The 23259-nt window shown below is 64.4% G+C and carries 19 protein-coding genes; 8 read left to right on the top strand and 11 right to left on the bottom strand.

Going from position 1 to position 23259, the window contains the following annotated elements; translation table 11 throughout:
• Window positions 1–8 precede the first annotated feature (8 nt).
• Entirely contained in the window at window positions 9–881 is an 873-nt protein-coding gene (locus AC0L2O_RS00120; protein ID WP_473368257.1) for an SDR family oxidoreductase, read from the top strand.
• Window positions 882–1175: 294 nt separating this feature from the next.
• A complete protein-coding gene (locus tag AC0L2O_RS00125; protein ID WP_473368258.1) occupies window positions 1176–2756 on the top strand; it encodes a fatty acid--CoA ligase in 1581 nt (526 codons plus the stop codon).
• A 165-nt stretch (window positions 2757–2921) separates the two neighbouring features.
• Here AC0L2O_RS00125 and AC0L2O_RS00130 read toward each other — a convergent pair whose 3' ends face one another.
• Complete coding sequence (locus AC0L2O_RS00130; protein ID WP_473368259.1) at window positions 2922–4196, bottom strand: acyl-CoA dehydrogenase family protein; 1275 nt, start codon at window positions 4194–4196, stop codon at window positions 2922–2924.
• A gap of 209 nt (window positions 4197–4405) precedes the next feature.
• Here AC0L2O_RS00130 and AC0L2O_RS00135 point away from each other — a divergent pair, with 209 nt between their 5' ends.
• Window positions 4406–5185, top strand: a complete 780-nt coding sequence (locus tag AC0L2O_RS00135) for an enoyl-CoA hydratase-related protein (protein ID WP_369725317.1) — start codon at window positions 4406–4408, stop codon at window positions 5183–5185.
• A gap of 215 nt (window positions 5186–5400) precedes the next feature.
• On the opposite strand, the gene AC0L2O_RS00140 is transcribed toward AC0L2O_RS00135, so the two are convergent.
• From AC0L2O_RS00140 to AC0L2O_RS00155, 4 genes are read right to left on the bottom strand one after another with little or no spacing between them, the layout of a single operon-like run.
• On the bottom strand, window positions 5401–5772 hold the full coding sequence (locus AC0L2O_RS00140; RefSeq protein WP_473368260.1) for a DUF6285 domain-containing protein: 372 nt from the start codon (window positions 5770–5772) through the stop codon (window positions 5401–5403).
• A gap of 3 nt (window positions 5773–5775) precedes the next feature.
• Window positions 5776–6762, bottom strand: coding sequence for a phosphotransferase family protein (locus AC0L2O_RS00145; protein WP_409189556.1), 987 nt, complete (start codon window positions 6760–6762; stop codon window positions 5776–5778).
• A complete protein-coding gene (locus AC0L2O_RS00150; RefSeq protein ID WP_369725322.1) occupies window positions 6759–7547 on the bottom strand; it encodes an enoyl-CoA hydratase/isomerase in 789 nt (262 codons plus the stop codon). The genes AC0L2O_RS00145 and AC0L2O_RS00150 overlap by 4 nt, the downstream gene beginning before the upstream one ends.
• Window positions 7548–7573: 26 nt before the next feature.
• Window positions 7574–7714 (bottom strand): hypothetical protein, encoded by a 141-nt coding sequence (locus AC0L2O_RS00155; protein WP_473368261.1) that lies wholly within the window; start codon window positions 7712–7714, stop codon window positions 7574–7576.
• On the opposite strand from AC0L2O_RS00155, the gene AC0L2O_RS00160 reads away from it, so the two are divergent.
• From AC0L2O_RS00160 to AC0L2O_RS00170, 3 genes are all read left to right on the top strand, one after another.
• A complete protein-coding gene (locus AC0L2O_RS00160) occupies window positions 7713–8492 on the top strand; it encodes an SDR family NAD(P)-dependent oxidoreductase (RefSeq protein ID WP_473368262.1) in 780 nt (259 codons plus the stop codon). The genes AC0L2O_RS00155 and AC0L2O_RS00160 overlap by 2 nt on opposite strands.
• 107 nt (window positions 8493–8599) lie before the next feature.
• Window positions 8600–8980, top strand: a complete 381-nt coding sequence (locus tag AC0L2O_RS00165) for a VOC family protein (protein ID WP_473368263.1) — start codon at window positions 8600–8602, stop codon at window positions 8978–8980.
• 275 nt (window positions 8981–9255) lie between these two features.
• Entirely contained in the window at window positions 9256–10530 is a 1275-nt protein-coding gene (locus AC0L2O_RS00170; RefSeq protein ID WP_369725329.1) for an acyl-CoA dehydrogenase family protein, read from the top strand.
• A gap of 139 nt (window positions 10531–10669) precedes the next feature.
• Here AC0L2O_RS00170 and yghU read toward each other — a convergent pair whose 3' ends face one another.
• On the bottom strand, window positions 10670–11551 hold the full coding sequence (yghU, locus tag AC0L2O_RS00175; protein ID WP_473368264.1) for a glutathione-dependent disulfide-bond oxidoreductase: 882 nt from the start codon (window positions 11549–11551) through the stop codon (window positions 10670–10672).
• Window positions 11552–11825: 274 nt separating this feature from the next.
• Between yghU and AC0L2O_RS00180 the strand changes: the two genes are divergently transcribed.
• The gene (locus AC0L2O_RS00180) at window positions 11826–12959 is read left to right on the top strand and encodes a nitronate monooxygenase (RefSeq protein WP_473368265.1); all 1134 of its coding nucleotides are present in this window, start codon (window positions 11826–11828) and stop codon (window positions 12957–12959) included.
• 110 nt (window positions 12960–13069) lie between these two features.
• On the top strand, window positions 13070–14587 hold the full coding sequence (locus AC0L2O_RS00185) for an acetyl-CoA acetyltransferase (RefSeq protein ID WP_473368266.1): 1518 nt from the start codon (window positions 13070–13072) through the stop codon (window positions 14585–14587).
• 146 nt (window positions 14588–14733) lie between these two features.
• Here the strand turns inward: AC0L2O_RS00185 and AC0L2O_RS00190 are convergent, their stop codons facing one another.
• The 5 genes from AC0L2O_RS00190 to otnI all read right to left on the bottom strand — a co-directional run bounded on the left by AC0L2O_RS00190 (window position 14734) and on the right by otnI (window position 23258).
• On the bottom strand, window positions 14734–15930 hold the full coding sequence (locus AC0L2O_RS00190) for an efflux RND transporter periplasmic adaptor subunit (RefSeq protein WP_473368267.1): 1197 nt from the start codon (window positions 15928–15930) through the stop codon (window positions 14734–14736).
• Window positions 15917–19096, bottom strand: a complete 3180-nt coding sequence (locus tag AC0L2O_RS00195) for an efflux RND transporter permease subunit (protein ID WP_473368268.1) — start codon at window positions 19094–19096, stop codon at window positions 15917–15919. Before AC0L2O_RS00195 ends, AC0L2O_RS00190 begins: the two co-directional genes overlap by 14 nt.
• 247 nt (window positions 19097–19343) lie before the next feature.
• The gene (locus AC0L2O_RS00200; RefSeq protein WP_473368269.1) at window positions 19344–21035 is read right to left on the bottom strand and encodes a methyl-accepting chemotaxis protein; all 1692 of its coding nucleotides are present in this window, start codon (window positions 21033–21035) and stop codon (window positions 19344–19346) included.
• Between the two features lie 166 nt (window positions 21036–21201).
• Window positions 21202–22479, bottom strand: coding sequence for a 3-oxo-tetronate kinase (otnK, locus tag AC0L2O_RS00205; protein WP_473368270.1), 1278 nt, complete (start codon window positions 22477–22479; stop codon window positions 21202–21204).
• A complete protein-coding gene (otnI, locus tag AC0L2O_RS00210) occupies window positions 22476–23258 on the bottom strand; it encodes a 2-oxo-tetronate isomerase (protein WP_473368271.1) in 783 nt (260 codons plus the stop codon). Before otnI ends, otnK begins: the two co-directional genes overlap by 4 nt.
• Between the last annotated feature and the right edge of the window lies 1 nt (window position 23259).

Genomic DNA, 23259 nt, shown 5'->3' on the forward strand with positions numbered 1-23259 from the left:
AAACAGCCATGTTCAAGGATAATCTTCTGGCCGGCCGCAACATCCTGGTCACCGGCGGCGGCACCGGGCTCGGCAAGGCGATGGCGGCGCGCTTTCTTCAGCTCGGCGCCGGGGTGCACATCTGCGGCCGGCGCAAGATCGTCTGCGACGAGACCGCGACCGAGCTGATGGATGAGTATGGCGGCCGGGTCACCAGCTATGGCGTCGACATCCGCAACGCACTCGCGGTCGATGAGATGATCGACAACATTTTTCGCGACGCGCCGCTGACCGACCTGATCAACAATGCCGCCGGTAATTTCATCTCGCGCAGCGAAGAGCTCTCGCCGCGAGGTTTCGATGCGGTGGCCAACATCGTCATGCACGGCACTTTTTATGTGACCCACGCAGTGGGCAAGCGCTGGATCGCAGCGAAGCAGCCCGGCAACGTCGTCTCGATCACCACGACCTGGGTGCGCAACGGCTCGCCCTATGTGGTGCCGTCGGCGATGAGCAAGTCCGCGATCCACGCCATGACGATGTCGCTCGCGACCGAATGGGGCCGCTACGGCATCCGGCTGAACACGATCGCGCCCGGCGAGATCCCAACCGAGGGCATGAGCAAGCGCATCAAGCCGGGCGACGAGGCCGGCGCGCGCACCAAGGCGATGAACCCGATGGGCCGCGTCGGGACGATGGAGGAGTTGCAGAACGTTGCCGTGTTCCTGATTTCCGGCGGCTGCGACTGGATCTCCGGCGAGACCATCGCCATGGACGGCGCCCAGGCGCTGGCCATGGGCGGCAATTTCTACCAGCTCCGCGACTGGAGCGACGACGATTGGAAGACCGCCCGCGAGAGCATCATGGCCCAGAACGAGAAGGACAGGGCGAAGCGGGGATAGTCTCTTTGCAACGTAAGGCGTGAAGGCGTCGCACCACCCTTCGTCGTCGTCCCGGCCCTAGTGCGCAATTGCGCACGGGGGCCGGGACCCATACCCACCGAATGTGGTTTGGCGAAGATCGGCCGTGACCGGTCTTCGCCAAATTGCGTCTTGTGGCTATGGGTCCCGGCCCCCGTGCGCAATTGCGCACTAGGCCGGGACGACCCGTGAGAGAGACGCCCCCTCCACCATCTTGTCTTCACCCGCGGATGACGCCACACTCTGCGGCATAACAACAGACGTCACGGGAGAGACATGTCCAGCTCACAGCCATTGGCTGACCTCGCCGAGATGGTGCGCGAGCGCGCGAACAGCCGCGGCAACGCCATTGCCTTTGAGTTCGAGGGCCGCATCACCAGCTTTGCCGAATTCCACGTCAACACCAACAAGGTCGCCAGCGCACTGATCGCGATGGGTGTAACGAAGGGCGAACGCATCGCCTATCTCGGCAAGAACAGCGACATCTATTTCGAGCTGCTGATGGGCGCGATGAAGGCCGGCGCGGTGATGGCGCCGGTGAACTGGCGGCTCGCCGGGCCCGAGGTCGCCTTCATCGTCAGCGACTGCAAGGCACCGGTGCTGTTCGTGGGACCGGAGTTCATCGCACTCGTCCGTCAGATCAAGGACAAGCTGCCGAGCGTTCGCACGGTCATCACCACCGAAGGCGGCGCTCCGGAATGGCAAGATTTCGCCGCCTGGCGCGACGCGCAAAGCGGCGACGACCCGAAAGTACCGATCGCGACCCGGGACATCGCGATCCAGCTCTATACATCCGGCACCACCGGCAAGCCGAAAGGCGCGATGCTGTCGCATGCGAACTTCCTCAATCTGGTGCAGACCGGCAACGCCGAGGACAAGCCGGAGTGGAACCGGTGGTCGACCGACGACGTCTCGCTGGTGGCGATGCCGATCTTCCACATCGGCGGCTCCGGCTGGGGCGTCATGGGGCTCTATCACGGCGCCCGCGGCGTAATCGCGCGCGAGTTCGATCCGACCAGGGTGCTCGATTTCTTCGAGCAGTCCGGCATCACAAAACTGTTCATGGTGCCGGCGGCGATGCAGTTCGTGGTGCGGCAGCCGCGCGCCAAGACGGTCGATTTCTCGCGGCTGAAATACATGCTGTACGGCGCCTCGCCCATTCCCGCCGCGCTGCTGAAGGAATGCATCGATGTCTTCAAATGCGGCTTCGTGCAGATGTACGGCATGACCGAGACCACCGGCACCATCGTCGCGCTGCCGCCGGAGGATCACGTCGAAGGGCTGGAGCGGATGCGCTCGGCCGGCAAGGCGCTGCCGGGCATCGAGATCGCGATCCTCGATGTCGACGGCACACCGCTGCCGCCGCGTCAGGTCGGGGAGATCGCGACGCGCTCGGGCTCGAACATGGCCGGATACTGGAACCTGCCGGAGGCGACCGCCGCGACGCTGCGCGCCGACGGCTGGCTGCGCACCGGCGATGCCGGTTACCTGGACGAGGACGGCTACCTCTACATCCACGACCGCATCAAGGACATGATCATCTCCGGCGGCGAGAACATCTACCCGGCCGAGGTCGAGAGCGCGCTGTGCGATCATCCTGACGTGGCGGAGGCCGCCGTGATCGGCGTGCCCGACGACAAGTGGGGCGAGGCGGTGAAGGCCGTCGTGGTGATGAAGCCCGGCAAGCAGGCAACCGCAACCGACATCATCAACTTCACCCGCGAGCGCATCGCCGGCTTCAAGACGCCGAAGAGCGTGGAGTTCCTGCCGGCCCTGCCGCGCAATCCGTCAGGCAAGATTTTGCGGCGGCAGTTGCGCGAGCCGTATTGGGTGGGGAAGGACCGAAGGGTGAATTAGCGCCACTCCAGCCACATCGTCGTCCCGGCGAAGGCCGGGACCCATAACCACCGAACGCAGTTTGGCGAAGGCTGGCAACTACCAGCTCAGCCCAAACCCCTCCCTGGGGTTATGGGTCCCGGCCTTCGCCGGGACGACCCCGGGGGAGAGACCGCGCGTAACACCCTAATGCTTCCCCGGCCCCATATACCCAAACAAGAATCCCGCCACCTTCCGCATCTGGATTTCCTCGCTGCCCTCCGTGATGCGATAGCGGCGGTGATGGCGGTAGATGTGCTCGAACGGCTTGTGGCGTGAGTAGCCCATGCCGCCATGGACCTGCATGGCGCGGTCGGCGGATTCGCAAGCGAGGCGGTTTGCCCAGTAGTTGCACATCGAGACGCGGTCGGAGAGCGTGCGCTCGATCTGCTCCTCGTTGAGCTTGTCCATTTCCCAGGCGGTCTTGCGGATCAGGAGCCGCAGCATCTCGGCCTGCGTCGCAAGCTCCACCAGCGGGAACTGGATCGCCTGGTTCTCGGCGAGCGCCTTGCCGAACGGCTTTCGCGCGCGGGCGTATTTGACGCTTTCGTCGATGCAGTAGACGGCGGCGCCGAGCGAGCTCGCCGCCTGGCGGATGCGGTTCTGGTGGACGAAACATTGCGCCAGCGACAGGCCACGGCCGACCTCGCCGAACAGCGCATCCTCCGGCACGAACACGTCGGTAAAACTGACGCGGGGATGATCGGTCGGCATGTTGAAGGTCCACATATACTCTTCGATCTTCACGCCGTGACTCTTGGCCGGCACCAGGAAACAGGTAATGCCGCGGGCATCGCCGTCATTGCCGCTGGTGCGCGCGAACAGCGCGCAATGCGTGGCGACGTGCATGCCGGTGGTCCACATCTTCTCACCGTTGATGACCCAGCCCTTGACGTTGTCGCGGGTCGCCGGCACCGCGCGCGTCTCCATGTGGGTGGCGTCCGAGCCGTGATTGGGTTCGGTCAATCCAAACGTGATGCGGTACTTGCCTTTGATGGAGCCGTCGATCATCGCCTTCTGGTCGTCACGCCCGTAGCGGTCGAGCATGGTGACGACCGGGAAATTGCCGACGATGGAGTGCTCGTTCTGGAGATCGTTGTGCAGGCCGAGGCCTTTTGCGGCAAAATGCTCGCGGATCACGGCCATCCAGAGGTTGGAGCCGTCCTTGCCGCCATATTGCTTCGGCACGGGAAAGCGCAGGTGCCCGGCAGCGTCCGCGAGATCCTTGGCCCTGCGCAGCAGCGCTTCCCATTCGTGGCGCGGCAAGCCGCCGTTCTCGAAATCGGTGCGCGCCCATTCGCGGCGATGGTCGAAGAAACGGATATTGTCGTCGGCCTGTTCCAGCGGCTTGATCTCGCGGTCGATGAAATGGTCGAGCTCCCCGAGATAGGCGACGAGATCGGCAGGCAATGAGAAATCCACGAGTCTCTCCCGGCGTAGTTTATCGTTTTGCGTTAAGGCGCTAAGCAGCGCTTTGCTTCGATCAATTTAGGCGAGAAGAGCGTGCGCAAGTCAAGCAAGCCGAGGCGCGCAGAGCACGCAAGGCGCGTTGCGCAACTCGATGGTGTTGCAGCGCCGACGCGCGCTAGTATGGCGTCAATATGCCTTCACGAGAAAATGCGGGAGCGACCATGGAGCTGAAATTTTCGAAGGTGGACCGCAAGGGGCCGATCACGATCGTCACGCTGTCGCGGCCCGAGGTGTACAACGCGCTGCACACCGATGCGCATTTCGAGCTCCAAAGAGTGTTTGACGATTTCTCCGCGGACCCTGCGCAATGGGTCGCGGTCGTCACCGGCGCCGGCGACAAGGCGTTCTGCGCCGGCAACGATTTGAAGTGGCAGGCGGCCGGGGGAAAACGCGGCTGGGACAAGGGCGGCTTTGCCGGCCTCACCGCGCGCTTCGACTGCGACAAGCCGATCATCGCCGCCGTCAACGGCGTCGCGATGGGCGGCGGCTTCGAGATTGCGCTCGCCTGCGACCTGATCATTGCGTCCGAGAATGCGACCTTCGCGCTGCCCGAGCCGCGCGTCGGTCTTGCCGCGCTCGCCGGCGGTCTGCACCGCCTGCCGCGGCAGATTGGTTTGAAGCGCGCCATGGGCATGATCCTCACCGCGCGTCATGTCAGCGCCAAGGAAGGTTTTGAGCTCGGCTTCGTCAACGAAGTGGTGCCGCAGGGCGAAGCGCTCACGGGCGCATTGCGCTGGGCCGAGATGATCACCAAGAACTCGCCGATGTCGATCCGCGCGTCGAAGCAGACCATCCAGAAGGGGCTCGGCGTGTCGCTCGAGCAGGCGATCGCGGAGCAGCGGGACTATCCGGCGGTGAAGGCGATGGTGGCCTCGCAGGATTACATCGAGGGCCCAAAGGCGTTTTCGGAGAAGCGGCCGCCGAACTGGGCGGGGAAGTGAGAAGGTGTCTCCCCTCGTCATTGCGAGCGCAGCGAAGCAATCCAGACTGTCTCCGCGGCAACAGCCTGGATTGCTTCGTCGCAAGGGCTCCTCGCAATGACAGTTGCGAGGGACTGACGTGTAGCCCGGATGGAGCGAAGCGCAATCCGGGGCAACTGCATCTTTCGCGCGATCGTCCCGGATTACGCTTCGCTCCATCCGGGCTACAAAGCCGCCTACCGCCCGAGCTCGCGCTTGTACGAGGCGTAGTTCGGCTGGTCGACCGCGAGCTTGTCCATCGTGGTCGCCCACAGATGCTCGGCAAGGCCTGGCATTGCGAGATCGACCTCGCCCTTGGCGATGCGCTCGGCAAGTGCGCGGTTCAGCTCGGCCACCGTACCGCCCGTCCCCAGCAGCGCACGCAGCCGCGCCACCTCCCTCGCATCGCTGCCCTCCTCCAGGGTCAATTGCCGCGTCACGAGGTCCAGGATGTTGATGGCGACGCGCAGCTTGAAGGCCTGGTGGCCGGAGATCAGCGGCGTGATGTCGTTGCGGAGAAAATCCGCAACCGTTTTGGTCAGCTCGCGAGGTGTCGGTTCGTCCTGCATGTTTCACCCTCCGCGCGGCGCGAGCAGTCGCAACAGATCGATCTCGGTTTCGGACGCGCGGCGGCCGATCATCGCGCGCTCCATGGAATGGTCGGGGCCCTCGCGAAACCGCTGCATCATGCCGCCACACATGATGCCCCAGCGCAACGTCCCCATCACTTCCCAGAATCTTACGCGCGACGGATCGACCTTGCGGCCGGCGGCCTCGTAGCCGGCGAACATATCCTCGCGTGAGCCAAAGCCGCCGACGGGCTTGTCGATCTCGCCGAACCGCCAGGAGTTGACACAAACCCAGCCGAGATCCTCCATGGGGTCGCCGAGATGGGCGAGCTCCCAGTCCAGCACCGCACGAACGCCGTCCGCGCCAATGATGAGGTTGCCGTTGCGGAAATCGCCGTGGACCAGCGTCTCCTCGGCAGCCGGACCGGGATCGTGATCGCGCAGCCAGCGCAGCGCCAGCTCGAACACCGGCTTGGGCCAATTCAAGCTGCGATAGTCGCGCTCGAACTCAGCGATCTCCTTCGCCGCGGTCATGCGCCGCAGCTCGGGCAGTTTCGTCAGCGGCAGCGTGTGCACGCCCGCGAGCACGCCGCCGATCTGCCGGGCCAAAAGCGGCCGCGCCGCGGCGAACTCGTCATCGCGCAGGATCTTGCGCGCGATGGTCTCGCCCTCGACCCGCTGCATGATGAAGCCGGTGCCGAGATCATCTTCGGCCGTCAACACCTGCATGACGCGCGGCGACGGAACGCCGGCATCATAGGCGAGCTGCATCAGAGCAGCTTCGGCAGCCAGGCCCGCTGCTCGCGTCGGCGCCGCGCCGTAGCCTTTGGGCGAGCGGCGCAGGATCGCACCGATCGGCCCATCGGGATGCATGATGTCGAAACGCCAGGTTTCCTGGCTGGCACCGCCCGACAGTCTTGCGGTAGCCGCGACGCCCGTCGCGCCCGGGCACCAGCGAGCAACACTGCGGGAAAGCGCCGCCTCGATCATTTGCCTTTGAACTGCGCCGGGCGCTTCTCCAGAAACGCACCGACGCCTTCACGAAAGTCCTGTGTGTCGCCGGCACGCAGCTGAGACTGGAATTCCAGATTCAGCTGATCTTCGAAGGAGTTTTCCGGACTGTCCCAGTAAAGCTTCCGGATCAGGGACAGCGCGACCGTCGGGCCGTTGGCAAGATCATGCGCGAGCTTCATGGCCTCCTCCATCAGCGCAGCGTCATCATAGACGCGGTTGACGAGCCCCCATTCCAGCGCCTTTTCGGCCGGCAGGCGCTCGCCCATCAGCGACAATTCGATCGAGCGCGCCTTGCCGATCATCCGCGGCAACAGCCAGGTCGAACCGCAATCCGGCACCAGGCCGATGCGGCGGAAGGCTTGCAGGAAATAGGACGAGCGCGCGCACAGGATCATGTCACCAAGCAGCGCGAAGCTCATGCCGGCGCCTGCGGCCGGGCCGTTGACTGCGGTGACGATCGGACAATGCAGGTTGCGGATGCGCCGCAGAAACGGGTGAAAGCCGGTCTCCAGCGCCAACCCGGCCTTGGTCTTCTTCGACTGGTTGTTGCGGCCCTGGAGATTCGCGCCGGTGCAGAACGCGCGCCCGGCCCCGGTCAGCAGGACGCAGCGCACCTCCTCTTTCTTCTCTTCGATCGCGTCGAGCGCATCGGACAGTCCGCCCAGCATGTCCATCGAAACCGCATTCATGACCTCCTGATGATCGAGCTTGAGCACGGCCACCGGTCCGTCGAATTCGAGCGTGACGTGTTTGAACTGCATCGTTTCCTCGTCAGTTGCAGCCTGCGTCAGTTTCGCAGACCGGAATTTGTTTGCCGGGGCGCATATTTGATTTTTGGCGCGGTCTTGTCCATGGTGATCAGAGCATAGCAAGCAATCTTGCGCGCAGCGGCTGATGCGACGCACACGAAAAGCAGGAAACGCGCCATGTCCATTTTCGATCTCACCGGCCGCGTTGCCGTGATCACCGGAGGCAACGGCGGTATCGGGCTCGGCATTGCGCAAGCGCTCGCGGGCCAGGGCTGCAATGTCTCGATCTGGGGCCGCAACGCGGAGAAGACCAAGGCCGCAGTCGCGAGCATGGCGGGCCTACCCGGCAAGGCCGACAGCCGCCTCTGTGACGTGGCCGATCCCGCTTCCGTCGACGCGGCCATGAAGGCGACGCTCGATACGTTCGGCCGGGTCGATGGATGCTTCGCCAATGCCGGCATCGGCGGCGGCGGACGGCGTTCCTTCATCGAGCGCACCGAGGAAGAATGGCGCACGATGTTTGCCACCAATCTCGACGGCGTGTTCCACGCCTTCCAGGCCGCCGCAAGGCACATGACCGAACGCGCCAATGCCGGCGATCCCTTCGGCCGGCTGGTCGCGACCTCGAGCCTGGCGTCGATCTTCGGCACCGCACGAAACGAACATTATGCGGCGACCAAAGCCGCCATCAACGCGCTGGTGCGTGCGCTCGGCGTCGAGCTGGCACGCCACGGCGTTACCGCGAACGCGATCCTGCCCGGCTGGATCAGGAGCGACATGACATCAGGTCTCATGGCCAACGACAAATTCGTCGCCAACGTGATGCCACGGATTCCGGCGCGGCGCTTCGGCGAGGCCAGCGATTTCGGCGGCATCGCGGTGTACCTGATGAGCAAGGCGTCGTCGTATCACACGGCTGATACGTTTGTGATCGATGGCGGCTATGCCGCGTTTTGATTCTCGTAGCCCGGATGGAGCGCAGCGCAATCCGGGACCGCCAACAGCAAACAAGACCCGGATTACGCTGCGCTCCATCCGGGCTACAAGATGAGGGGACAGGGCAGATGTTTTCACACGTGATGATCGGCACCAACGATCTCGACAAGGCCAAGGCATTTTACGACAATTTGCTGAGCACGCTCGAGGTGCGGCCCGCCAGGGTCGACGGCCATCGCATCTTCTACATCACCAAGACCGGCATATTCTCGGTGACGAAGCCGATCAATGGCGAGCCGGCGACGTGCGCAAATGGCGGCACGATCGGCTTTGCCGCCAACTCGCCTGAGCAGGTCGACAAGTGGCACGCCGCCGGCGTCGCCGCTGGCGGAGTGCCGATCGAGAATCCGCCCGGCATCCGCGAGGGCGCAGGGAACAAGCTCTACCTTGCTTACCTGCGCGACCTCGACGGCAACAAGATCTGCGCAATGCATCGGATGGCGAGCTAGGCTAGCCACAACCACCGCTGTCATGCCCCGGCTTGACCGGGCATCCAGTACTCCGCGGCTTCTCACTAGATTACAAACGCCTCGGAGTACTGGATCGCCCGATCAAGTCGGGCGATGACAGTGAAAATGCGGCACCATTCAAACAACATTTCAAACGCCCGCGATATTCCATGAGATGGCATGGCTCGCGTTGGAAAAAAGCATGCTCGCGCTTTGGCCGCGCTGCGACTATTCTCTCGGCCAACACCGTCTCAGCGACCCCGGGAGGAACAACAATGAAACACACCTACATACCCCGCACCACCAACTACACCCTCAATCCGGGCGACGAGCTCAATGACCTCCGCATGTCGGACCAGGTCCGGCCGCTGTACGATCATGTGAAGAAGTTCATCCGCGATACGGTCGAGCCGATGTCGATCGAGTTCGCCAAGGCGGGGGAGACCAAAGAGGACCGCTGGAGCTTTACGCCGAAACAGCTCGAGGTGCTGGAAAAGGCCAAGAACAAGGCCAAGCAGGAGGGCCTTTGGAACTTCTTCCTGCCCGACGACGAGACCGGACAGGGCCTCAAAAATCTCGATTACGCCTATATCGCCTCCGAGCTCGGCAAGAGCCCGCTGGCGTCCGAGAGCATGAACTGCTCGGCGCCCGACACCGGCAACATGGAGGTGCTCGAGCGTGTCGGCACCAAGGAGCAGAAGGAGAAGTGGCTGAAGCCGCTGCTCAACGGCGAGATTCGTTCGGCCTATGTCATGACCGAGCCGAACGTCGCCTCCTCCGACGCCAAGAACATCTCGACGAGCGCGAAGCTCGTCGGCGACGAATGGGTCATCAACGGCGAGAAATATTACATCTCGGGCGTTGGCGACCCACGCTGCAAGATCCTTATCGTGATGGTGAAGACCAATCCGGACGCAGCGCCCAGCAAGCAGCAATCGCAGATCCTGGTGCCGCGCGACACTCCAGGCGTGGAAGTGCTCGGCCCGATGTACGTGTTCGGGCAGGATCACGCGCCGCGCGGGCATATGCATATGCGCTTCAACAATGTGCGGGTGCCGAAGGAGAATATGCTGCTCGGCGAAGGCCGCGGCTTCGAGATCTCACAGCTTCGGCTAGGACCCGGCCGCATCCATCACTGCATGCGCACCATCGGCAAGGCCGAGAAGGCGCTCGACTTGATGGTGCAGCGTGGCCTCACCCGCGAAGCCTTCGGCAAGAAGATCGCCCATCTCGGCGGCAACATGCAGATCATCGCGCAGGCGCGCTGCGAGATCGAGGCGATGCGGCTGATGGTGTTGAAGGCGGCCAAGGCAATGGACGTGCTCGGCAACAAGGAGGCCCGCGTCTGGGTTTCGATGGTCAAGGCGATGGTGCCGGAGCGCGCCTGCAAGATCATCGACCAGGCGATCCAGATGCACGGCGCCACCGGCATCTCGCACTGGACCCCGCTCGCCGAGATGTACCAGGACGTTCGCCATCTGCGCTTTGCGGATGGTCCGGATGAAGTGCACTGGATGGTGGTGGGACGCCACGAACTGAGCATGGCGTAGGGTCTCGCCTCTTCCCGCTCGGGAAGAGCCGTAGGGTGGGCAAAGGCGCGCTCTTCGCGCGCCGTGCCCACCATCGCAGTATCGCAAGAAGTAGTGGGCACGCTTCGCTTTGCCCACCCTACGACATCAGCGAATAGGCTCACGCCGTCTTCGCTGCTTCGATCTTGTCCTGTGTCTTGGTCTCGAAATCGCTTGCATCATGCCGCTCGTGGAGCTGGCTTGCGGGATCGCCGGAGACGCGGTTGACCATGCGACCGCGCTTCACGGCCGGACGCTTGGCGATCTCATCGGTCCAGCGCTGCACGTTCTTATAGTCCTGCACCGACAAAAATTCGCCGGCGCCGTAGACCAACCCCTTGGCGAGCGCGCCGTACCACGGCCACACCGCCATATCGGCAATCGTGTACTCCTTGCCCGCGAGATACTCGTTGTCCGCGAGGCGCCGGTCGAGCACATCGAGCTGGCGCTTGGTCTCCATCGCGAAGCGGTCGATGGCGTATTCGATCTTGGTCGGGGCATAGGCGTAGAAATGGCCGAAGCCGCCGCCGAGATAGGGCGCGCTGCCCATCTGCCAGAACAGCCAGGACATCGCCTCGGCGCGGGTCTTGACCTCCTTCGGCAGGAAGGCGCCGAACTTTTCCGCGAGGTAGAACAGGATCGAGCCGGATTCGAACACCCGGATAGGCTCCGGACCCGAGCGGTCCACCAGCGCGGGAATCTTCGAGTTCGGGTTGATGTCGACAAAGCCGCTGCCGAACTGATCGCCATTGCCGATCCTGATCAGCCAGGCATCGTATTCGGCACCCTTGTGGCCGAGCGCCAAAAGCTCCTCCAGCATCACCGTGACCTTCACCCCGTTCGGCGTCGCCAGCGAATAGAGCTGGAAGGGATGCTTGCCGACCGGCAACTCCTTGTCGTGGGTGGGGCCGGCGATCGGCCGGTTGATGCTGGCGAACTGTCCGCCATTCTCCTTGTTCCAGGTCCAGACCTTGGGCGGCACGTAGGCGGGGGCGTCGGTCATGCGAAGGGCTCCGGCGGAAAGATGCGTCTGCATTAATTAGCCCGCGAACCGCCAATGGCAAGCCCTGGCGGCTCTGCGTCCGGCGCGGGCCTCAGGCCGGCGTCATGCGATCCGCCTAGAGCCCGCGCGGCACGACGGAATGGCTTCCCGTTGACGACGCCTGCACGCAAGAACAGCAGGGGAATCCGGCATGGCATCGCCGGGGATGATCAGTTAGCGTCGCCGCCGCTTCGCCCGCGAGAGCAAAGAGAGCGAAGGCCGCCGGGAGAGAGCCATGAAATCGCCGATCTGCGACATGCTGGGTATCGAGTTCCCGCTGCTCGCCTTCAGCCATTGTCGCGATGTCGTTGCCGCGGTCAGCCGCGCCGGCGGCTTTGGCGTGTTAGGTGCCACCGTGCACACGCCGGAGACTCTCGAGCATGAGCTGAAATGGATCGACGAGCACGTCGACGGCAAGCCCTACGGCATCGACGTGCTGATCCCCGAAAACATCTCGACCGCCGGCGAGAAGGACGTCACCTGGAAGAGCCTCGAGTCGCGCGTGCCGCAGGCGCATCGCGACTACACGCGCAGCATCCTGAAGAAGTACGATATCGAGCTGACGACGACGAGCGTTCCCGATAACCAGCCGCAGCCGTTTGATGGGAAAACCGCGCTGGAGCTTCTGGAAGTCTCGTTCCGTCATCCGATCCGGCTGATCGCGAATGCGCTCGGCGTGCCGCCGAAGGCGATGATCGACATGGGCAAGAAACACGGCGTGCCGGTGGCGGCGCTCGTCGGCGCCAAGGAGCATGCGCTGCGCCAGGTCGCGGCCGGCGTCGACATCCTCGTCGTGCAGGGCACCGAAGCCGGCGGCCATTGCGGCGAAGTCTCGACCATGGTGCTGGTGCCGGAGGTGATCAAGGCAATCAAGCCGATCCGTGACGTGCCGGTACTGGCGGCCGGCGGCATCATGACGGGACGGCAGATGGCGGCCTGCATGGCGATGGGTGCGGCCGGCGCCTGGACCGGCTCGGTGTGGCTCGCCACCGTCGAGGCCGAGACCACCGAGGTTTTTCGCGAGAAGATGATCGCGGCATCCTCACGCGACGCGATCCGCTCGAAGGGCCGCACCGGAAAGCCGGCCCGTCAGCTCCGCTCGGTCTGGACCGACGCCTGGGACCGCGCGCCGGAAAGCCCGGGCGCGCTGCCGATGCCGCTACAGAGCATCATCAGCCGCGATGCCTTCATCTCGATCGACCGCGCGGCGGCGAGCGGCAATGCGAGGGCGCGCGATCTCGTCAGCTATTTCGTCGGCCAGGGCGTTGGCCTGATCGACAGCGTGAAATCGGCCGGCGCCGTGGTGCAGGAGTTCAAGGAAGATTTTGCCGAAGCCGTCGAGCACATGAATGCGCTGGTGGCGGATTAGGCGCTTACGCCATCATTGCGAGCAAAGCGAAGCAATCCAGACTCTTTCCGCGGAGACAGTCTGGATTGCTTCGCTACGCTCGCAATGACGAAACAACGTGAATTGAGGCCATGAGCGACAAGACCACTATCCCCGAACACCGCATTCCCGTCATCGTCGGCATCGGCGAGATCGTCGACCGCCCCAAGGAAATCACCGCAGGCCTCGAGCCGCTCGATCTGCTCGAACGAGCATTGCGGCGCGCCGAAGCCGATGCCGGGGTAAAGCTGCTCGACGAGGTTCAGTCGCTCGACGTCGTCAACTTCCTGAGCTGGCGCTATCGCGACCCCGAGAAGCTGTTGGCGCAGCGTCTCGGCGTCGCGCCTTCATATTGTTATTACGGCCCGGTCGGCGGCGAGAGCCCGATCCGCTACATCCACGAGGCGGCGCAGCGCATCGCGCGCGGCGAATGCAGCGTGGCCGCGGTGTGCGGCGCGGAGGCCCAATCGACCGCGACCAAGGCGGAGCGCGCCGGGGCAAAGCTGCCATGGACGCCGTTCGCTCATGACGTCGAGGAGCCGAAGCGCGGCGCGGCATTCCAGAAACCGCTGGCTGTGAAGCTTGGGGTGTTCCGGCCCGTCACCGTCTATCCGTTCTACGAAGCCGCATCCTCGGCGCATTGGGGGCAGACCCCGCGCGAGGCCATGGCGGAATCGGGGACGCTGTGGTCGCGCTACTCCGAGGCCGCGGCGCAAAATCCCAATGCCTGGCTGCAACGGCGCTTTGCGCCCGACGAGATCACGACGGCGACCGCCGACAATCGCTTGATCGCGTGGCCCTATACCAAGCTGATGGTGGCCAACCCCATGGTCAACATGGGCGGCGCGCTGTTGCTCACTAGCCTTGCCAGGGCGCGCGCAGCCGGCATTGCGGAAGACAAGCTGGTCTATCCGCTCGGAGGCGCCGCGGCAGAGGAGCCACGCGACTATTTGCTGCGCGACCAGTTTTACGAAAGCCATCCGCAGAACGCGGTGCTGAAAGCCGTGATGGACCTGGCCGGCGGCGACGGCAACAAATTCGACGCGATCGAGCTCTATAGCTGCTTCCCCTGCGTGCCCAAGATGGCGCGGCGGACGCTGGGTTTCGGCGCCGAGGTGCAGCCGACGGTGACCGGTGGGCTCACCTTCTTCGGCGCGCCGCTCAACACCTATATGACGCATGCGGCTTGCGCGATGGTGCGCAGGCTTCGCGAGGGGGCAAAGCTCGGCCTGCTCTACGGCCAGGGCGGCTTCGTCACCAAGCATCACGCGCTGGTGCTATCGAAGCTGCCGCCGCGCGAGGCGCTGGCGCAGGAGACGAGCGTGCAGGCGCAGGCCGATAGCAACAAGCGCGCGGTGCCGGAGTTCGTCACGGACGCAAGTGGCAAGGGCAAGGTGGAGAGCTTCACGGTGCTCTATGGCCGCAGCGGCGATGTCGAGCACGGCGTGGTCATGCTGCACACCGCGGATGACCGCCGCACGCTGGCGCGGATCCCGGCGAGCGATACGGCAACGCTGGGGCATCTGCTGAACATGGAGCGAACGCCGGTGGGCTCGCTCGGCGAGATCATGATGGCCGACGACGCCGTACCCGAGTGGCGAGTGGCTTGATCCCCCTCTCGCCGTTCTTACGGGGAGAGGGTTGGGGTGAGGGGCTGCCTCCTCAAATACCGTAGGAGTGGGACTCGCGGAGAGCCCCCTCACCCGATCGCTTCGCGATCGACCTCTCCCCGCAAGCGGGGCGAGGTGAAGAAAACCTAGCCCTTCGGCGCCTGCTTCTCCGACGCCGTTGCCGGCTTGGCACCGGCGCCGACCACACGGACCTGGTCCCCAGCGGAGAGGCCGTCAGGCGGGGCGGTAACGACGCGGTCGTCAGCCGTAATCCCCGAGGCAAGCTCGATCTCCTTACCGAGATCGCGCGCGATGGTCACGGTTTTGAACTGCACCTTGTCGTCCGCGCCGACGGTCGCGACGCGCAGGCCGCTGCCGTTGAAGATCAGGGCGCTCGCGGGAATGCTCAGCGGCGCGGTGTCGCGCTGCAAATTGAGCTTCACGCTGGCATAGCCGCCGGGCATCAACTCGCCGCTGGAATTGTCCAGCCCGAGCTGCATGCGCGTGGTGCCGGAGGCGACGTCGACCGCCTGGGACGAGGCTTCCACCGTCGCCTGGAAGGTGCGGTTCGGATATTCCGGCATCACCATCGTGGCCTTGGCGCCGATCTTGATCGCCGGCACGTAGTTCTGGGGAACGTTGACGTAGACGCGCAGCTTGGTGATGTCGGAGACCACGAACATCGCCGGGCCCGAGCCGCCGCCGGCGTTGATCAACGCGCCGACGTCGGTGTCGCGCGCGGTGACGACGCCGTCGAACGGCACGGTGATCTTCTTGTAACCGGCCAGCGCCTCCAGCCGCTCGACGTTGGCCTGCCCCGAATGCACGGCGGCGTTCTTGTTGGAGAGATCGGCGGTGCGCTCGTCGATCTCCTGCGCCGAGACGAAGTTGGAGGCGACCAGCGTCTTGCGGCGGTTCAGCGTTGCCTCCGACAGCCTTGCGCTGGCCTGCTGGCTGGCGAGATCGGCGCGGGCCTGCAAGAGTTGCTGGTCGAGATCGGGCGCCTCGATCTCGGCAATCACCTGGCCGGCCTTGACGCGGGCGCCGATGTCGACGCTCCACCTTTTGAGGTAGCCGGAGACGCGCGCGAAGATGGGGGCGCGGTAATAAGCCTCGAGCCGACCCGGCAGGTCGATGGTGGAATTGAGAGCCTTGGCCTTCGGCAGGGTCACCGCGACGCTCGGAACGGCCTGGTCGTCGGTCCATTCCTTCAGCTTGGAGCCCTGCTCCTCGCGAGCACGGATGCCGGTGCCGACCACGAGGCCTGCCGCAATGAGCGCCACCACGCCGAAAATGCTCAGTTTCCGTCGCGACATCGGCGGGCGGGATTCACTGGGCGACATGCGCGGTCTCCGTTGGGGCGGCGGCTTTGGCGCCTACCTTCTTGTGTACCATGCTGAACACGACGGGAACAAACATCAGCGTGGCGAAAGTCGCAAAGATCAGGCCGCCGATCACGGCCCGGCCAAGCGGCGCGTTCTGCTCGCCGCCTTCGCCGAGGCCCAGGGCCATCGGCGCCATGCCGATGATCATGGCGAGCGCTGTCATCAGCACGGGACGGAACCGGACGAAGCCAGCTTCAAGCGCCGCGGCGACGGGATCGCCGAGCTCCTCGTAGCGCTCGCGGGCGAACGAGATTACGAGCACGCTGTTGGCGGTGGCGACCCCCATGCACATGATGGCGCCGGTGAGCGCCGGCACCGACAGCGTGGTCTGGGTCGTGAACAGCATCCAGACGATGCCGGCGAGCGCGGCCGGCAGCGCCGTGATGATCACGAACGGATCGGACCAGGACTGGAAGTTCACGACGATCAGAAAGTAGATCAGCACGACGGCGCCCAGCAGGCCGAACAGCAGGCCAGTGAAGGCGCTGTTCATGGTCTGCACCTGGCCGAGCAGCACCACCGAAGATCCCTTCGGCACCTTCTTGGCGCTGTCTGCGATTACCTGGCGGATCTCGGTTGCGACCGCACCGAGATCGCGGCCCTGTGTCGTCGCGAAAATCTGCACCAGCGTCTGGATGTCGTATTGCGACACCACGGCGCTCGATCTCGAACGCTTGATGTCGGCGATACCGCCAAGGATCGGTGACTGCGGATTGCCGGCTGCCGTGATCGGCAGAGTCTGGAGCGCGCTGAGCGAGTCGATCTGGTATTGCGGCGTCTGCATCACGATCGAGTAGGACACGCCATTGTCCGGATTGAGGTAGTAGGTCGGCGCCACCTGCGAGGAGCCCGCGAGATTCACCACGAGACTGTTGGTGACGTCGCGCTCGGTCAGGCCGACATATTGCGCACGGGTACGGTCGACATCGATGTTGAAGGTCGGATTGTTCGGCGACTGCTGGATGCGCGCGTCGGCGACGCCTCGAATGCGCCGGACCTTCGCGAGCAGCTTGTTGGCGTAAGCAAAGTTGGCTTCCGCATTGGCGCCACGGATTTGCAGGTCGATCGGCGCCGGCGCACCAAAATTCAGGATCTGGCTGACGATGTCGGCCGGCAGGAAGGCGAAGCTGACGCCCGGAAACAGCCGCGGCAACTGCTCACGCAGAACCCGCACGTGCTCCTCGGTCGGCTTGTGGCCTTCCCTGAGCTTGATCTGGATGTCGCCGTCCTGGGGGCCGATCACGCCGGTGTTGTTGTAAGTCATATTGATGCCGGAGATCGGCATGCCGATGTTGTCGGTCAGCGTGTCGATCTCGCCGGGGATCAGCTTGCGGATCGCCTTCTGCACGTCGGCGAGCTGGTTCGCGGTCTCCTCGACGCGGGTGCCGACCTGGGTGCGGACATGCATCAGGATGTTGCCGGCATCGACCGCGGGAAAGAAGTTGCGGCCGAGATACGGCACCAGCGCGAAGGACGCGCCGACCACGCAGAGAAAGCCGATCACGAACACCGCGCGGTGCGCCAGCGCCAGCCCGAGAAAATTGTGGTAACCGCCGCGAATGCGTTCGAAGCGTGCTTCGAAGCCGCGCTGGAACCAGACCAAAGGATTGCGCGACTTCGGCGGCGCGCCCTCGTGGTGCAGATGCGGCTGCAACAGATAATTGGCCATGGTCGGCACCAGCGTGCGCGACAGCAGGAACGACCAGATCATCGCGAACATCACGGCTTCGGCCATCGGCACGAACAGGAAGCGCGCGACGCCGGTGAGGAAGAACATCGGCACGAACACGATGCAGATACACAACAGCGAGACGAAAGCCGGCGTCACGATCTGGTTGGCGCCGTCGAGGATCGATTGCTCGACCGGTTTGCCCTGCTCCAGATGGTAATTGATGTTCTCGATGGTGACGGTGGCGTCATCGACGAGAATGCCGACGGCAAGCGCGAGGCCGCCGAGCGTCATGATGTTCAGCGTCTCGCCGATCGCCGACAGCATGATGATGGCGCCGAGCACGGAAAGCGGGATCGAGACCGCGATGATGACGGTCGAGCGCCAGCTGCCGAGGAACAGCAGGATCATGACGCTGGTGAGCAGCGCGGCGATCACGCCCTCGAACGCGACACCCTCGATCGCGCCGCGCACGAACACCGACTGGTCGCCGATGAAGCCGATCTTCAACGCATCCGGGAGCTGGTCCTTGACGTCGATCACCTTCTGCTTGATGCCAGCGATGATATCGAGGGTCGAGGTCGCGCCCGCCTTCAGCACCATCATCAGCACCGAGCGGTTGCCGTCGACATGGACGATGTTGGTCTGCGGCGGATTGCCGTCGCGCACGGTCGCGACGTCGCGCACATAGACCATCGCGCCGTTGACGGTCTTGATCGGCAGATCACCGAGCTCGTCGATCTTGAGCGGCGAATTGTTGAGCTGGATGCTGTACTCGAAGGTGCCGATCTTCTGGGTGCCGACCGGCGTGATCAGGTTCTGCGCGGCAAGCGCATTGGCGACGTCCTGGCCGGACAGCCCGCGGGCCTGGAGCGCGGTCGGATCGAGGTCGATCTGGATCTGACGCTGCTTGCCGCCGAATGGATACGGGATAGCAGCACCCGGCACGGTGACGAGCGGGGTGCGGAGCTGGTTGATGCCGATGTCGGCGAGGTTTTGCTCCGTCAGGCCATCGCCCGACAGCGCCACCTGGACGATCGGCACGGTGGAGGCAGAGTAGTTCAAGATCAGCGGCGGCGTCGCGCCGGGCGGCATCTGCTTGATCAGCGTCTGCGAGATCGCGGTGACCTGCGCGTTGGCGGTACGGATGTCGACATTGGGCTGGAAGAAGATCTTGATGATGCCAAAGCCGTTATAGGAATTGGCGGTGATGTGCTCGATGTCGTTGACCGTGGTCGTCAACGCCCGCTGGAACGGCGTGGTGATGCGGCCGGACATCTGGTCCGGTGGCAGACCAGTATACTGCCAAACCACGCCGATCACGGGGATGCGGATGTCCGGGAAAATGTCGGTCGGCGTCCGCAGCGCCGCCAGCGGCCCGATGATCAGGAGCAGGAGCGCGAGCACGACAAACGTATAGGGCCGGCTCAGGGCAATACGGACCAGAGCAATCATTCGTCAGGTAACCGGGTCAAGCGAGGATAGGGAATCCGCCCCCGCGGGGATCCCCCTTCCGTTTACCGGAGCAGCGACCGAAACGCCAATCTCCAGCTGCTTAACTGACTTCAATTCCCTGCTACCGCACTGCGAAAGTGGCATCGCAGCCATGCAGCCGCCCCCGCAACATTACGGGGCTGCCGCCAACGCAAACGAGCGGTGCCCAAGAGCACCGCTCGTTGCGGTTTTTGCGTTTTCGGCCGTCCTACGCCGCGCGGACGTTGGTCAGGAACTTGCTGACCTCGGTCTTCAGTCGCGTGCTGTCGTTGGACAGCATCTGCGCCGCCGAGAGCACCTGCGAGGACGCCGTGCCGGTCTCGGTCGCACCGCGCTGCACGTCGGTGATGTTGGAGGACACCTGCTGAGTGCCCTGCGCCGCCTGCTGCACGTTGCGTGCGATTTCCTGGGTCGCTGCACCCTGCTCTTCCACCGCGGCCGCGATGGCCGAGGAGATTTCCGACAGGCGCTCGATGGTCGAAGAGATCTCCTTGATCGCGCCGACCGAATCGTTGGTCGCCGCCTGGATCCCGGAGATCTGCTGGCCGATCTCGCCGGTCGCCTTCGCCGTCTGTTCGGCAAGCGCCTTCACTTCGGAGGCAACCACCGCGAAGCCGCGGCCGGCTTCACCGGCGCGCGCCGCCTCGATGGTTGCGTTCAGCGCCAGCAGGTTAGTCTGGCCGGCGATGGTGTTGATCAGTTCGACGACGTCGCCGATGCGCGAGGCGGCCTTCGACAACTCGCTGACCCGTTCGGTGGTGGCGCGGGCCTGGCCGACGGCCTCGCCCGCCATCCGTGCCGATTCCTGCACCTGACGGCTGATCTCGCCGACCGAGGAGGCCATCTCTTCGGTGGCTGAGGCCACCGACTGCACGTTGGTCGAGGCCTCTTCCGAGGCCGCGGCAACCGTGGTCGCCAGCCGCTGCGAGCGATCGGCGGTCGAGGTCAGGGTCGAGGCGGAGGATTCGAGCTGGGTCGAGGCCGACGACACGGTCTGGACGATCTCGCCGATCATCGTCTCGAATTCGCGGGTGACGTTGTCGACGCGGCGGCCGCGTTCGATCTTGGCTTCGGCGTCGTGCGCGGCGGCTTCGTCCGCCGCCTTCTTGGCGATCAGCGCCTCCTTGAAGACCTGGAGCACATCGGCCATCGCGCCAATCTCGGTCTTCTCGCCGCGGTGCAGGACTTCGGCGCTCAGGTCGCCCCGTCCGAGCGCCTGCATCGGCTGGATGATCGAATCGATGCCGCTGGAGACGGCCTGGACCACGTAGAAGCTGACGGCCATGCCGATGACGACGGCGGCACCAAGGATGACCAAAACCAGCATGAAGGCGTAGAAGTAACTGTCGGCGGCGTCCTGAGCGGCCTGATCGCCGCCTCTGGTGTTGAGATCGATGTCCTTGGTCAGGACCTCATCCGACGCAAGGCCGATCTTGTTGACCGTCTTGGTGTTCAGCTCCTGCGCGTCATGCGGGACCTTGCCGGCCTCCTTGCGCGACAGCGCAAAGACCTCGTCCGTGCCCTGCTTGTACTGGTCCCAGAGCTTGGCCCATTCGTTGTACAGCGCCCGCTCCTCGGCGGAGGTGACCATCGGCTCGTAGCTCTTGCGAGCCTTGGCGAGCGCCTCGATCACGGTGCCGGCAGTCTTCTCGTTGGCGAGCTTGTCTTCGAGGGTTTCGGACAGCATGTGCTGACGAACCACATTGCGGTAGGTAATGACACCCGCCCGGATCTCGCCCAGAACCCGGACACTCGGCATCCAATTTTTGGTGATCTCCGTCGTATTGGCGTTCATCGACCGCATCTTCATGACGGCGAGCAGGCCCATGCCGGTCATCGCGACCAGCAGGAACGCCACGACACTGATGATCTTGGCGCGGATGGAGAGGGAGGCGAACATAATCGGGTCTCTTTGCTGGGCGCAGTTGCGCGTCCGGAATTTACGAATCAACCAAGGGGAGCAGCGCCGACATCACACAACAGAGCATCTGAGCAGATGTGAACTCCGACTCCTCAGGGGTAAGGAACCCGAAAGAGATGAACAGGGGGATAAGAATGCTCTGCGCTCAGCGCATGAGCCCAAGCGCATCCGAAAAAAACTGCGCTCCACCGAAATTGCCGGATTTCAGGGCAAGCAACATGCCGCCTTTTTCAGCACCGACAGCGCGCAGCACCGGCACGCCGGCGGCGATCTCCGCGCCAACGAGAAATCCGGGAATCTTCAAGCGATCGACAACGGCACCGGATGTCTCGCCACCCGCGACGATCAATCGCCGTACGCCCGCCTGCACCAGGCCCTCGGCGATATCAGCCAGGGCGTGCTCGATGGCATGACCGGCTGCGTCGCGGCCGTGACGCAGCTGCAACGCTGCAACCTGATCCGGCGTCGCGCCCGACGCGATCAGAACGGGACCTTCGGCCAGCAACGGTCTCGCCCAGTCCAGCGCGCGCTGGGCCTCGTTCGCACCCGTAATTATACGCTCCGCATCGAGATGGAGCACCGGCATGACACGTTCCGCGTTCGCGATCTGCTGAAGCGTGGCCTGCGAGCAGCTTCCGGCCAGGCACGCCGCCGCCCCGCCGACCGCAGCGCCCGTCTCGCTGCTCGCCGCAGTGGACCGGACCTTGCCGGTCGACGCCAGCGCGCGCGCCAGTCCAAGGCCGATGCCGGAAGCACCGACCGACAGCCGATGGTCTACGGCGACCCGACCGATGGTCTCGAGGTCGCGGTCGAAGACCGCGTCGATGATCGCGGCACCGACACCCTTGCCCGCGAGCTCGGCCAAACGCGCTCGAACGGCCTCCTCACCGCGCGTCACCGTCGCGAGATCGACGAGAGCGATCTGCGTCTTGCTCTGGCGCCCCAGCACGCGCATCAGATTGGAGTCGTGCATCGGGTTGAGCGGATGATCCTTCAAGGGGCTTTCGTTCAGCGGCACGGCGCCGACGAACAGATTGCCCTGGTAGACGGTGCGGCCGGTCTCCGGGAATGCCGGCGTGACCAGCACGATGGCCTCGCCGCAATCGGCGCGCAACGCGTCCATCACCGGGCCGATATTGCCGGCATCGGTGGAATCGAAGGTCGAGCAGATCTTGAAAAGCACGTGGCTCGCGCCGCGCCCGCGCAGCCATTTCTCCGCCGCCCGCGAGCGCGCCACGGCAAGCCCCGCCTCGATCGAGCGGCTCTTGAGCGACACCACGACGGCGTCGACCTCGGGCAGCGCGAGATCATCCGCGGGAACGCCGATAGTCTGCACGGTACGCAGGCCCGCGCGCGTCAGCGTGTTGGCGAGATCGGAGGCGCCGGTATAGTCGTCGGCAATGCAGCCCAATGCGAGTGTCACGGTTTCACTCCTGCATAGGGCTTGAACCAGGCGAGCCCATCATTGGTCTTGCCGCGCGGATTGTATTCGCATCCGACGAAGCCGGCATAGCCGAGCCGGTCGAGCTCGGCGAACAGGAATGGATAGTTCAGCTCCTCGCCGTCGGGCTCGTTGCGCGACGGGATGCTGGCGATCTGGACGTGGCCGATGATCGGCATCATCTCGCGCAACCGCATGGTCACGTCGCCATGAATGATCTGGCAATGATAGATGTCGAACTGCAGCTTCAGATTCGGAAGCCTCAGCTCCTGGATCAGGTCGCGCGCAAAGCCGAAATCGTTGAGGAAGTAGCCGGGGACGTTGCGGGCGTTGATCGGCTCGAGCACGATGTCGATGCCGTGCGGCGCGAAGAATTCGGCGGCCCACGCCACCGATTTGTAGAAGGCCTCAATCGCGACGCGCTCGCCGCGGTTGGCAATGCCCGCCATCAGGTGCAGGCGCTTGGCGCCGGTGGCCTTGGCATAAGGCAGCGCTGTCTCCAGGCTCGCCTTGAGGTCGGCAAAGCGCGCCGGCAACGCCGCCAATCCCTTCTCTCCCGCGTTCCAGTCGCCGGGCGGCAGGTTGAACAGCGCTTGCGTCAGGCCGTTGCGCTTCAGCCGCTCGCCGACCGCCTCAACCGGGTGCTCGTAAGGAAACAGGAATTCGACGGCGGTGAAGCCGGCGTTCGCTGCGGCATCGAAGCGGTCGAGGAACGGCACCTCGGTGAACATCATCGAGAGGTTGGCGGCGAAACGGGGCATT

It is taken from the genome of Bradyrhizobium sp. Kon10, assembly GCF_055807395.1.

Bases quoted from the DNA above. Each gene is read 5' to 3' on its own strand.
- AC0L2O_RS00120 (WP_473368257.1), top strand. From the start codon at position 9: ATGTTCAAGGATAATCTTCTGGCCGGCCGCAACATCCTGGTCACCGGC.
- AC0L2O_RS00125 (WP_473368258.1), top strand. From the start codon at position 1,176: ATGTCCAGCTCACAGCCATTGGCTGACCTCGCCGAGATGGTGCGCGAG.
- AC0L2O_RS00135 (WP_369725317.1), top strand. From the start codon at position 4,406: ATGGAGCTGAAATTTTCGAAGGTGGACCGCAAGGGGCCGATCACGATC.
- AC0L2O_RS00140 (WP_473368260.1), bottom strand. From the start codon at position 5,772: ATGCAGGACGAACCGACACCTCGCGAGCTGACCAAAACGGTTGCGGAT.
- AC0L2O_RS00145 (WP_409189556.1), bottom strand. From the start codon at position 6,762: ATGATCGAGGCGGCGCTTTCCCGCAGTGTTGCTCGCTGGTGCCCGGGC.
- AC0L2O_RS00150 (WP_369725322.1), bottom strand. From the start codon at position 7,547: ATGCAGTTCAAACACGTCACGCTCGAATTCGACGGACCGGTGGCCGTG.
- AC0L2O_RS00160 (WP_473368262.1), top strand. From the start codon at position 7,713: ATGTCCATTTTCGATCTCACCGGCCGCGTTGCCGTGATCACCGGAGGC.
- AC0L2O_RS00155 (WP_473368261.1), bottom strand. From the start codon at position 7,714: ATGGCGCGTTTCCTGCTTTTCGTGTGCGTCGCATCAGCCGCTGCGCGC.
- AC0L2O_RS00165 (WP_473368263.1), top strand. From the start codon at position 8,600: ATGTTTTCACACGTGATGATCGGCACCAACGATCTCGACAAGGCCAAG.
- AC0L2O_RS00170 (WP_369725329.1), top strand. From the start codon at position 9,256: ATGAAACACACCTACATACCCCGCACCACCAACTACACCCTCAATCCG.
- yghU (WP_473368264.1), bottom strand. From the start codon at position 11,551: ATGACCGACGCCCCCGCCTACGTGCCGCCCAAGGTCTGGACCTGGAAC.
- AC0L2O_RS00180 (WP_473368265.1), top strand. From the start codon at position 11,826: ATGAAATCGCCGATCTGCGACATGCTGGGTATCGAGTTCCCGCTGCTC.
- AC0L2O_RS00185 (WP_473368266.1), top strand. From the start codon at position 13,070: ATGAGCGACAAGACCACTATCCCCGAACACCGCATTCCCGTCATCGTC.
- AC0L2O_RS00190 (WP_473368267.1), bottom strand. From the start codon at position 15,930: ATGTCGCCCAGTGAATCCCGCCCGCCGATGTCGCGACGGAAACTGAGC.
- AC0L2O_RS00195 (WP_473368268.1), bottom strand. From the start codon at position 19,096: ATGATTGCTCTGGTCCGTATTGCCCTGAGCCGGCCCTATACGTTTGTC.
- AC0L2O_RS00200 (WP_473368269.1), bottom strand. From the start codon at position 21,035: ATGTTCGCCTCCCTCTCCATCCGCGCCAAGATCATCAGTGTCGTGGCG.
- otnI (WP_473368271.1), bottom strand. From the start codon at position 23,258: ATGCCCCGTTTCGCCGCCAACCTCTCGATGATGTTCACCGAGGTGCCG.